General features: G+C 40.3%; 8 protein-coding genes. All 8 read right to left on the bottom strand.

Features of this window, described 5'->3' with window-relative positions; translation table 11 throughout:
* Nucleotides 1-4: 4 nt before the first annotated feature.
* Nucleotides 5-2,566, bottom strand: coding sequence for a starch-binding protein (locus tag ACJMMI_RS09655; RefSeq protein WP_405355291.1), 2,562 nt, complete (start codon nt 2,564-2,566; stop codon nt 5-7).
* 18 nt (nt 2,567-2,584) lie between these two features.
* A complete protein-coding gene (locus ACJMMI_RS09650; RefSeq protein ID WP_405355289.1) occupies nt 2,585-4,621 on the bottom strand; it encodes a hypothetical protein in 2,037 nt (678 codons plus the stop codon).
* A 15-nt stretch (nt 4,622-4,636) separates the two neighbouring features.
* The gene (locus ACJMMI_RS09645; RefSeq protein ID WP_405355287.1) at nt 4,637-5,614 is read right to left on the bottom strand and encodes a hypothetical protein; all 978 of its coding nucleotides are present in this window, start codon (nt 5,612-5,614) and stop codon (nt 4,637-4,639) included.
* Nucleotides 5,615-5,626: 12 nt separating this feature from the next.
* Nucleotides 5,627-8,272: a hypothetical protein gene (locus tag ACJMMI_RS09640; protein WP_405355284.1), complete on the bottom strand. Its 2,646-nt coding sequence runs from the start codon at nt 8,270-8,272 to the stop codon at nt 5,627-5,629.
* A 125-nt stretch (nt 8,273-8,397) separates the two neighbouring features.
* Entirely contained in the window at nt 8,398-9,939 is a 1,542-nt protein-coding gene (locus ACJMMI_RS09635) for a hypothetical protein (protein ID WP_405355282.1), read from the bottom strand.
* Between the two features lie 192 nt (nt 9,940-10,131).
* Complete coding sequence (locus ACJMMI_RS09630; RefSeq protein WP_405355279.1) at nt 10,132-10,830, bottom strand: signal peptidase I; 699 nt, start codon at nt 10,828-10,830, stop codon at nt 10,132-10,134.
* A 36-nt stretch (nt 10,831-10,866) separates the two neighbouring features.
* Complete coding sequence (locus tag ACJMMI_RS09625) at nt 10,867-11,613, bottom strand: hypothetical protein (RefSeq protein WP_405355278.1); 747 nt, start codon at nt 11,611-11,613, stop codon at nt 10,867-10,869.
* Nucleotides 11,614-11,703: 90 nt separating this feature from the next.
* The gene (locus ACJMMI_RS09620) at nt 11,704-12,501 is read right to left on the bottom strand and encodes a hypothetical protein (protein WP_405355276.1); all 798 of its coding nucleotides are present in this window, start codon (nt 12,499-12,501) and stop codon (nt 11,704-11,706) included.
* Nucleotides 12,502-12,507 lie beyond the last annotated feature (6 nt).

Raw genomic sequence — 12,507 nt, 5'->3', positions numbered from 1 at the left:
GCCTTTATGATGGTTTATTGGTTGATTTGTCAACCTTGTAGTTATTGCCTTCTTTATTGCCGTTAAGCTTGCAAACTACATATCCGCTGTTAGTCGGAATTTCAATATCAACCGTTTGCGGATTTCCGTTGCTGTTGAAAATAATGTACTTGTAGTTCTTAGATAAATCAAACTGGGCACTATAATATGTTGTATTACCAATTTTCACTTCGGTGGTCGGATTACCCGGCCAAGCTTTCTCAGGGTTTCCGTTAGCATCCCAAACATAGTATTTAATTGTGCCGTTCCACGCAGAATTATTGTTCTTGTTAAAGTAAACAGTAACCTTTGTCTGCTTAAATTTAGCGTAATAGTTCAAATCACCGCTTACTTTAATTTCTGTATCTCCTTTTACAACATTTCCGTTTTTGTCATACCAATTAACAAATTCATAGTTCTTCTGGTCAGGTACAACATCGAAAACATCGTTAAGTGTGAATGTATTGTTGTATATAGCAGAATACGAAGCCGATGAAGCGGCTGTTCCGCTCTTTAATTTTACAGTACCGCCTGTTGTAGAATCGGTAGTCTGACCCTCAACCTGCGAATGTGCTGTTATTTTGTAAGTTTTGTATGTAAACCTTACATAAACATCTGTATCAGAATTGAGCGTTACTGTGGTTACCTTATTTCCATTTGCATCATACCAACCATCAATCTCGTAGTGAGTGTTTGGTGTTGCGGTAAATACAGAGGTTAATGTAACCTTAGTGCCGCCTTTTGCCTTATATACCGCTGTACTGCCTGCTGTACCACCGGAGGTAAGCTTTACTGTACCACCTGTTGTGGAATCCGTAGCAGCACCAACCACCCTTGAATGCAAGGTAAGCTTATAGTTATCTATAAAATAAGCAACATAGTTAAGGTCAGCATTTGCTGTGACCTCTGCGGTGCTGTTTGTATTGACTGTAGTGCCGTCTTTCCATTGCTTGAACTGATAGTCGGTCTTTGGTGTGGCTACAAATGTTACCTTTGTGCCTTTTGTAACTCTATAGCCGTTCACGCTGTTGCTGCCAATCTTTACATCTGCTGTACCAAAGTCCTTGCAAGAATCATCTACAGTTGCCTTTACAAGAACACCTGCACCCCAGTAGCCTGTATTCTGAGAGGTTACCGTATAGGCGGTTTCATTATTTCTTGTGAGTGTGGTAGATGTTTGCTTTAAAGTTGAAGTATCAGGGCCTGTCGCATTTTCTGCACTAAAGCCAAGCTGATTGACCGTTGACGGAATAAAGCAACGCCAAAATCCGTTTTCATAGCTCATTTCTACGCCAATGTCAGAAGTGCCGCTTTTATAAAGTAATTTTATGTGAGCAGCCTTATTGGTTGCTGTAGTTGACGGTATTGGAAGTACTGCCTTTGCAGTTGTGGTATTCTCAGCATTCAGCGTAATTTCAGTTACGCTGTCCCAAGTACCTCTGCAATCACCGCTTGCATTATACTTAGAGCCGAATGCGGTATAAGTAGCACTGTCGGTCTGATATTTGGTACTCCATTTGTTAAATACCTTGGTTTTATCCGCCGCATCGGTTACAGGGTTTGTAACTGTGCTTGATGTGCGATAGAAAACAATGGCTGTATTTGTTGTATATGAACCGGAGCGAACATTTGCAATCCACTCGTCAGAGTCGCCGTTTTTTGTCATTTTGTATGAGTTTGTGCCGTCATACAGCCACACACACGCACCGTCATTTTTAACCCAATGCCACGAATTAGTAGAAGCATTGTTCTGATCGTTAAAAGCAGACGTTTTATCTACAAATGTAATTCTTGTTGTCTGCTGTGCGGTTGTGATAAGCTCAAGTCCCTCAACGGATACAACGCCGCTTGTAATCTTGCAGGTCGGGTCTTCCAGCCAGAGGGACACTGTGAGAGTTGCTGTCTTACCTGAACTAACAGAAAAAATTGAGTTTTTTCCGATAGTATAATTGCCAAATGAATTTACTGTGAGGGCGGTTGTATCTCCGTTTATACTGTTAATCGGAGTTGCCTCTGCACTGCTTTTTGCAAAAACTCCCTTATTCTCATCATTAAGATAGAAAGCCATTCGCAATGAGGTGTCGGTATTAGAAACAGCTGTGCCGTTGATTTTTATTGTAGGCGACTGCCTGAAATAAAAGGTTCTGTCGGCACTGTCGGCTTTTACCTGCAAAGAAAAGCTCAGATAATTTACATTTTTATCATTAATATTATTTTTTCTGTATTTCAATGCAGAACTTGAGCTTGTAGTTTTTTTAATCGGAAAGTAAAAATCCTTGCCGTTCGGACTTGAGCAAGATGCAAGATGCACATTGCCTGACTTGCTGAAATATGAATCGAGATTTAAAGCTGTGATTGACTCGTCAATTTTGGCGGTATTATTTATGCCTGTGTCAATAACGCCGTCTTTCTGAGTAAGAATTTTCAATGAAGAAATAGTTTCTGTCCAGGCAAAAACCGAAACAACGCTAATAAGTAAAACTTCAACGAGAGCCACAATGGCGATAATGTTCTTTTTAATAAATTTTTTGTTCAAAAACCTTTTCACTATGTGGCCCTCCTTTTGTTATTCTTGTACCGAAATGTTATCGTTTGAATTTAAAGTACACTTGAACGTTGTGCTTTTATTGATTTCAAGATTTAAATTCCAGGTACGATAAGCTTTATTTTGGGAATTTCTGATTTCAATTCTTTCAAATATCTGACCGCTTGGTATTTTGGTGTTAAGATATTCCATATACTTATCACCTTTTTCTTTAAGCTCTATTTCTGTGCCATTGCTAAATACAGCATAAAGATGTGAGCCATTGTATTTACAATCTCTATAAACCCATGCACTGCTTGAGTTATCCTGAAGCGTTACAGAAATAGAGCAATCTCCGCCAACCTCTGTAGTTTCTTTTTTGGTTATTGTGAATTTATAATTATCCTCAGCTGAAGCATCAAGTGTTATTACATAGTCGCCCATAGTTGTGGTTTTTAAGGTGAATTTATCTCCGCTTTCAGCCTTTATAACTGCATTATCGGTAACATTATCGATAATTACAGATGTACCGCCGTAATATGTGGTTGACGATGTTGTGCCCTGTGCTGTGGTAGCTGTGATAATATTTTTAAAATTAAATGTATAACTGCTGTTTGCCTTTAATGATACCGAATAGGTATATACATTATCATTTTCAAGCGACTCATCAAGCTTTTCATCTCGCTGACTGCCGGAAAGATTTGATGAAATGTACCACTCGGAATTCTTGGTTACCTCGGTTTCGCTGTCGGTTTCCTTACCGCCTACGGTTGACCAATGTCCGTTACAAGGATACGGTCTGTATTTTTCTGTGGTTTCGTAACCGTTACCACCCTCGGCAACATACCTTATACAACGGTATTTCTTTCCGTCTGAGCCTGTTTTAATTCGGGTTTCATCAAGTCCCTTTACCTTTTGGTCTGAGTGCATTGAGTTTACACCCGGTCTTGTGTACCATGCGTTCCATACGGTTTTTTCTGTCGGACTGTAGCGGTTAAAGGTAATATTAGTCAATACGCCAAACGGCAAAGATGCTCTCCATGTGTAGTCGTTGTCATAGTCAGGCGACTTGAGCATTGCAAGAGTTTTTTGCTTGCCTGTCTTTGCGTCTATATAAGACATTGTAACAATACAGCTGTCCGAATTTATCCAATGCTTTACGCTTTTATCATTATCACCAACGGTGTCATCGACAAATTCAATGGTATCCATATTGTCCCAGTTGGTTTCAAAATTAACCATTATGTTTACTGCCTGACCAACAAAATTCTGGCAGATCGAGCCTTTGTTTTGTCCGTTCTTAATAAGATCTCCGCCCTCAATCCATGCAACCATGGTAACATCGAGCTTCTGACCGTCTTTTATGGTAAAAATCGGGTTGTTGTTTGAAAAATAGTATTCGGCAAACGAATGAGCCGTTGAATCTGTAAGTATCGGACTTCCATCTGAATTTGTATTTCCTACAGCACGATAGGTTGTTGCGTATTCATCAAGAGCCGCTGTTGGGTCAATCACTATCGGAGTTTCGCTGCTGTCAAGAATAAAAGCTATTCTGATAGGACAATCAACTGTAGTTTCTTCATTATCCTTCTGAAGGTCGGTTGAATAAACATTGCTGCCAACCTTCACCGTAAAGTCTTTTACATATACATCTGTGTCGCCTGAGTCTGAACTGAGCGTAAAGTTTTTGTAATAATACTTTACATTCTTATCTCCTGCGTTGCCATCTCTGAAAAGCATATCCGAAGTTGTAGTAGTGAATGATTCTGACGCAGGAAAGTACATATTTCTGCCGTCAACACTTGAGGCTTCGGCAAGTCTTAGGTTATCGGCAAGCTTTATCTGTCCCGAAAGCTCATCACCGCTGTTTACTCTCATTCCCGCAGTTGCATTCATTGAAATTGCACTTGTATCAAGGCTTGCGGAATCCTTTTGAGTAAACCACGACATTGTGGCGGTAATTAAAACCGCCGAAACAAGAAAAAGTGAAACATACGAAGTAAAAAGCTTTTTCTTGTCAACCTTTAAGCTGCTCGATTTCCTGATTAAAAAATCTTGAATAAGCTTTTCAATTTTCATATGTTTCACCTGCCTTTAACTAACAAGATCTCCGTCAAGATTGAAATTCAGCTTGAATTTGCCACCGGAAAGGGCAAGTCTTGCCTCGGCGTCTTCGCCCTCTACCCAAAGGTTTACAACCACATGGGTGTAGTAGTAACCGTCATCAGATTTTTGTGCACCTGACAAATTGGCAATTTCTTTTTTTACACCGAGCTGAACGGTGCTGTTTGTTACTGTGCTTGCCACAAAGTCTGCATCGGTTGATTTTATTTTTGTCTGAGTGTTGCCGTTTTCCGTTACCTTCCAGTAATTATGTGTGTATGTGCCATAAGAATTATCTGTAAGTCCTGTTAATACAGAATAATTTGTATCGTCCTGATTAAGGTAAATATCCGGACGGGTAATCCACTTAACTTTACTGTTATTATCGCTATCAAATATAGAAAACCTTGTTGCACCAATCATACAATCCTTTGAAAAATTGCCGTATGTACTTGGGTTGTTGCTTTTTGTGCTTTCACCCGTCCAAGTAAGCTCCTCATCAAGCGGTGAAAGGCTTGAATCTGCTGTAATATATATTTTTCTCGGATTTTGCATTCGCATATAGAGGTCAAAGCATAGATAATCAACACCAGGATTTGCCAATGTCCATTTATCATCTTCATCCGGTACGGCCACACCGTTTACCTGTGTAAGCTTTGGTGAATAAAAGGTTACTCCGTCACTTGTAAGCTCTCTCATATCAAGCTTTGCAAGAAAGCCTGTTTCGTCAAGCACAAGCTTAGTTTTGTAGTCTGACGCAAGCGGTGTTTTGCCATGCTCAACTGCTGCAATTTCTACACCGTCAGGTGCCTGACAGCTTACGCTGAGTCCGCTCGCTTTTGCGGTGCTTTTGGTTGAAAACCACGAATAAATGCCGACAAAGCACACAACAGCAAGGGTAAGCAGAACTATTAAATTTTTCATAATCATTCTGCCCGTTTTCCTGTTGGGCTGTGCCGATTTATTCATAGCATACCTCGCTTATTCTCCGCAAAAATATATGCCAATAATTCCTGTTGACTGTATTCTTCTGTTCTGTGAAACCGTTACCTTACAATCGGCTGTTTCTTTGATTTTACCTGCAATTTCCTCGGCAACCTCGCTGCCAACGCCTGCAAAGCTGATGAATACCGGCTGTCCCTCAACTCCGCCGAATGAAGAAACTGTGTCGCCAATGGCAACATCATATTTTGTAACACCCGGATAAAGCTTTAAAAGCTTGGCTGAACCGTGGGTGTACATTGTGAGAGTGAGTCCCTTTTGAGTCGGTGCAATCATAATTGCTCTGATTGCAGCTGTGGCTGAAACAAGGTGATCGGCAAATTCCTCTCTGCCCTCACTTGCGTATTTCTCGGCAAGCATAGCCATAAGACCAACTGAGCCTGCCTCGTATGCAGCTGCGAAAACTTCCTTTTTCTTTTTGAAAAGCTTGTTTTCGCCCTTTGCCTCGGCAATTTTTTCTTTTGCGTCTTTTTCTGCCTTGCGAACTTCTTCCTTTGCCTGCTTTTTAATCTCGGCAATGGTATCGTTCATTTTCTTTGTGGTTGTTTTCTCAAAATCTGCCACACGCTTGTCGGCAGCCTTATTAACTGCTTTAAGCTCTTTTTCGTGGTTAGAATTAAGCTCCTTGATTTCAGAATTGAGGTCGGAAACCTTCTTTTCGTAATCGTTTGTAAGGGTTGAAATCTGAGCGGTGTAGTCGGCTTTCATTGAAGAAAGCTGTCCCTCATAGTTAGACTTTAAATTAGCAGTTGCGGTAGCGTTTTCCTTATTAATAGTATCAATTCGATTTTCGTAATCGCTTTTTACGCTTGTAAGCTCGCTGTTGTGGCTGCTGTTAAGTTGATTGATTTTCTCTGTATGCTCATTGTTAAGCTTTGCAATATATTCGTTGTGAGCAGTATTGGCGTCATCAAATTCTTTTTGCTTTGCGTTGAGCTTGTTTGTGAAGTTTTCTTCTGCAATTCTTGACTTCTCTGCAAAGTCAGCATTCATCTGCTCAATCTGCTGTGCATGGCTTGCTCTCTCGCTTTCGAGTGTATCCTTAAGCTCAAGAATTTCCTGATTTCTGCGGGAAATTTCTTCTTTTGCATTATTAAGTTCTTTCTTTAAGTCCTCAATATTCTTTTCAAGAAGTGCAATCTTTCCCTCCTGAGTCTTAATGATTTTTGCCTGCTCTTCAATTTTCTGCTTTTGCTCTTCTATCTGAGCCTTTTGCTGTTCGTTTTCCGTCTGCAATCTGCGAATTTCTGCCTGTTGCTGGTCAATAACCTTGTTTTTCTCCTCGATTACTGCCTCAAGCTCTTTGATTTTGCTCTTTAGCTGTGCAATTTCCGCAACAAGCTTTTCAATTTCTTCTTTAAGTCTTTCAATTTCTTTCTGAGCCTCAAGTAACTTTAACTTGGTTTCTTTAAGTTCATTCTTTGTATTGTCGAGTTCGTCCTGAAGTGCAGAAAGCTGACCCTTGAGGGTGAGAATCTGCTGTTCCTTCTGGTCGATTGTAATTTTTAAACTTCTGATTTCTGCGTTGAGGTCAAGAATCTGCTTTTCACGCTCACGAATTTCCTTTAAGCGGATTTCCATTTCCTCTTTGCGTACTGCTTCAAGCTGAGCCTCAAGCACCATTTCCTTAACCTTTTCAGGGCGTTTTGCCTCTGCCTCGGCAAGGGCATTTTCTTCATCGTACTTTTCCTGCAACATTTTTCTGAGTGCCGGATTGGTGGTAATCGACATCATAAAATGCTGAAATTCCATTGCAAGATAAACATCCTGCTTGTTTTCGTCACTCATTTTGCCGTCATACTCTTCGCCGACAATCTCAAAGCCTTGCTTTTTGTATGTATCAAGGAAGTTCCAAAGTTCAACTGCCTTCTTAAAATTCGGATTCTTTTTAAGTAGGTTTGTCTGAGTCAGAGGCGGTCTTACCTGTGGCTCTTTCGCAATTTCTTTCATAAGAGGGGTTGCAAGGCACTCGTTGAGTCCCTGACGAATTCTGCGGATACGGTCAAAATCCGAAAGCGACTCAATATCCTCAACATCAAGGTCATCAACCATAGTTTCGTGGTTTTCGTTCACATAATTAACGCTGAAATCCAACTTTTGCTGATTAAGCTCAAGGTGGCGGTTCATTGTAATATTATTGTATGAATCGTTCGGCACATCTTTCATCTTTGAATATTTGTCATCAACAAACATAAGTGCCTTATGAATAAGTGTCAAAAGCACACGATTTTCATATATTGCAAAGCTTTCTTCACGCTCTACTGTGAGAATTTTATTAGGTGTAACCTTGCCGTCTTCAACCTTTGCAATGAATGAAGTATGCTGTGCAAGGTGCTTTACGGAATCTGTGCCTATTTTCTTAGCTTTTTCAATGCGAACCACATTTTCTACCTGTTTGATAAATCTACGCTGTTCGTCAATGGCTTTTTGAATATATGGCAGGGTTTCTTCGATTGCGATAACCCAATCCATATCAATTACTTTTTCATTAGTTTTGCCGACAATAGAATCTTTACCCTCATCACCGTCTTTGAGGGCTTCCTCAATATAATTGTGAGTAAAGTCTGTTTTCAACAAATCCTGCATATATTTATAGGATCTGTAGTACTTACTAAAATCTACCATTTCAGTAACTCCTCATCTTCTAAATTTTAGCTTTATTATACGCCAATATATATAGTTTATCAGCAAAAATGAACAATGTCAATCAATCAGCTAAAGGGCGAACAAAGTTCGCCCTTATTTGCAGATTAAACAAGCTTTTTGAGCATCTTTAAGTAGTCTTTACATTCGTTCATATTCTCTTCTCCGAACAACTCGTCAAGATAAGCAAGAAGTCCGTCAATTTCATCTCTGATGTATGAAAGGTTCAAAGCCTCAAACTTTCTGAATACCTTACGGGCAAGAACATAGTCAAGACCGTCAATTTCAGTACCGCCGCAACCGACATACGCAGGCACAAAATCACGCAGCTGCTTTACAATACGGTTACCAAAAGCAATTCTGAAATGCTCAATAACATAGTCGTCAAGAAGATTAAGCTTCTGCATACTCTCATTTGATACCACGAAAGTGGCTTTTGCGGTATTGAGAAGGCTTTCAAAGTGTTTATAGTTAATATAAATAGAATCTGTCTGAGGAGCGTCAAAGGCAACTCCCTTTGTGTTGATGTCGATAGGCATAGCTCTATCGTAAACCTTATCTGTAATAGCAAAGGTAGAATCATCGTTGTTGGCAGTACCGATGTACCACATATTCGGCGGAATCTGCAACTGACCGTTGACAATGTGTTTAGGGTCTGACGGCCACGCATTTGGAATAATATCAACTACCCACTCACTGCGGGACGGCATTTCAAGAATAGAAAGCATTTCTGCAAAGTAGTACTCAACACGGGCGATGTTCATCTCATCGAGGATAACCGCATAAATATTTTCGTTGTAGGAAGCCTCGTACATAGCTCTTAAAAGCTCGGTTTCGTTGTACTTCTTTGTAAATTCGTTAAAATAGCCGAAAAGCTCGCTTCGGTCACGCCATGACGGCTGAACAGATGCAATAACCGCCGGATTGTTTACAAACTTACCAAAGGCATACGGAAGTGAGGTTTTACCTGTACCGGAAATACCCTGTAGAATGATAAGTCTTGTTGATGCAAATGCTGCAACGAAAAGTCTGATAATTTTAATATCGTAGTAAAGTCCGAGTTTTGAGCAGGCAAAAAGTCTGAATCTGTCGCAAAACTCAGGGAGTGTGATTTCATCATCATATACAGGAGGCTGATAATCTGCCCAAAGTTCGTCGATTTCGGCAAGTTTGTAAAATCTCTTCTCGCCTGTATCCACTTCTTCTTTGTTTTCGCCGTTAAGGGATTCGATTTCTTCGCCGGTAAGCTCTGAAATTTCGTTAGGATTAAGACCGATCTGAGAAACCTTCATAGAAAGGATTTTGTCCTTTTCGAGGTTTAAACGCATAACCTCTTTATTGAGAGCCTGCACCTCTTTAACAAGCGAATCGGTATCCTTTCTTCTGCGGTGAGAACGGATAAACTTTTTTACAGAGGCGACTATGAGCCAGACAGCAAGTCCAAGCACAGCGATGAGCAAAATGATTGCGAGGATAGCAATACCCCAGGCAAGTCCGCCCAGCTCGGTAGTATAGGCATTTATTATATTTATGTAGGCAGGAAAGTCGAATGCTCCTCCGATGCCTGTAAACAAGCCTGTTATGATTGACCACAGAGAGCCAAAAAACTGACCGAGAAATTCAAACAGAAATTTAAATACTGTATCCACGGCTGTCGTCTCCTTAAAAAAATCTATACGGGTAAAAAGCGAAACTTTGGCAACGCAATATTTCTTTTCCACCGCAAAGGGTGGAAAAGAAATACATCCGTTCAAAATGCACCTAAGTGCTTAGGGACAAAATTAGATAAAGCTCTTTAATTGCTCCGGGCGAATATTCAGAAAAAAGCAGGTGTTTATTACTTATTCTGATTTTCCGTCTGTTTCGTCTTTGCTTTCATTGAGAGAGGCAAGGTATTCTTCAATAGCCTTTTTCTTCTGCTCCTCGGTAAGCTCTGAGCTTGCCACGGTAGCCTTAGCCTCCTCAAGTGCTTTTTCCTTATTATAGGCAATAACATTGAGAACAACTCTGACCGCCTCGTAAAGGAAGAAAATAATCATTGGAAGAAGAACGCAGAGGAAAAATCCGAGCTGAGTTCTTAAAAAGCTGAGGACTGTACCGAGTCCGCCGATTTTAGTACCGGTGTATTTTGCTACAATGGTAGATGAGGTCTGCAAAGCCTCGTCGGCAACCGGGTTAGTGTACTTATTGTCGCCCTGAGTCTGATAATATGTATTGTTGTCATCCTTAATAACATCGACAATGCGGTGAGTATTGAGTGTGTCAACTCCGTCAATTTCTATTGGGAAAGTTACGATGTCGTCCTTTTGATATTCTGTGGACGGATCATTTGTAACTTTACAGAAAATCAGATCTCCGGGCTCAAATGTACCTGACATTGAACCTGACTGCACGCTGAGCGGTGCAATGCCAAATATGTTAGGAACCCCTGAGCTTTTGCTTGTGAGGGAAAGGGTGGCAATGAGCAATGATACCACAAGCACCAGTATCACAAGCACATCAACTACTATGTGTAAAATTTTGCTAAGTTTTTGTTTCATTTGTCAGGGACTCCAATCGGGGAAAATTAAATATAATTATGCAGTATGTTTTGTAAAGTCAACATCTACTGATACATCTACTCCAGCGTTTACATCCTTACATTCTGGATCTTCACCTTCAAACCAAATGTAGAGAGTTACTTTTTGACCCTCATCAGCAGTAAGATCTAAAGAGCCCTTAATAGCAGCAGTTGTAATATCCTGCTCACCTAATTCAGGTGTTGTTGAAGTAAGGCAAGCTTTATCATCTGCTTTATTACCATAAATCTGAGTGAGTGTGCCATCTTGTTTCTTCATAGCAACACGAACATAATCGAGCTGGTTATTTGCTTCTGCTGAAGTTGCCTTAACATTAATCTGGAAATCAGCCTGAATGCTTTCAGCAACTGATTTTACATAAAATTCTCTTGCTACATAATAGCCATTTGCTTCACCATTAGTTACTTCTGTAACTTCACCACGACCACCTTCATCAGTTGCTGCTGCATTATAAACTGTAGCTTTTGCTTTAAACCAGTTTGAGCAATCCTTTGTTGAAGCCGGTTCTAATTTTTTGTCATCAATATTAAGGTCAAGAGTACTCTTCCAATCTGATGCTTCTGTACTGTTTGTATCGCAAAGAACAAGGTTTGAACCCTTAACTGTCTTAACATTTACACCATTAGCTGTTGCCTTTGTATTCTGTGAGAACCATGCAAATGTTGCAGAACCGAGTGATACGGTTGCTACCATCATCATAGCTATTGATGATACTAATACTTTTTTTCTTGATGTCTGTTTCATAGAGAAATTCCTCCTAAAAATTTTTTTGTCCCCAAAACACCATAGGGATATTTTACTGTTTTATTATATAAAGTGCCTTGCACTAAATATCTACTTTGTAGCGTCCTCATCTTCAACGCTGAAAAGCATTCTCATTCTGATGTGGCCGTTGCGGATGTCGTCAACACATTCGGGGTCGTTGCCCTCTACCCAAATGACGATTGTGTACTTATCTACATCGTCAACCTTAAAATTCTCAGAGCGGGTGGTCATTACGGTTTTATCGTCAACAAACTTTGTGCAATCGGTTTCTGCCTGTTCACGATTATCGTACTTGCCCTTGCCAAAGATATATGGCTCACCGTTTTTGTAAACCATCACTCGTGCCGCCTCATCTGCCGACTTTGCCACACCGGTGATTTCAAGTGTGGCGTCATAATTGAGGGCGGCCTGTCCGTTGTTTTTACAATAGAAAGTATAGGCAACATAGTTTTTGCCGTTGTGCTCGCCGTCCTTGCTTGTGTCAAGGTCGGTAGGCAGCCACGCATATGTAATATTTGTTACATTTTCAACCTGTTTGGCTGTAAGAGAGGCACTCTGAGTTTTAAACTCGGAGTCCTCACTCAGCACAATTCCCCTTTTTACTGCGGGAGAGTCCACGCTGATAATCAAATCGCCCCATTGGGTGACAAGCATTGAAATAATGAAAAGTATCAGCAGTACCGCAATGCACACTCCCAAAATAATACTAAGAATTCTTTTCCTCTTACTATATTTGACAATTTCTGCCGAATCTGTTTTGATATGGAAATGCTCAATTTCCGGTACGGCAGTTTGCTTATCGTTTAATTTACTAAGTTCCTGCGGGGTAATTTCCTGTTCAGTTTTTTTCTTCTTTTTTGAGAACAAGTAAAT

The sequence above is a fragment of the Ruminococcus sp. genome (assembly GCF_045129435.1).
GTDB lineage: Bacteria > Bacillota > Clostridia > Oscillospirales > Acutalibacteraceae > Ruminococcoides.
Note: the sequence above shows the minus strand (reverse complement) of the source record. Positions and strands in the feature narration are given on the sequence as shown.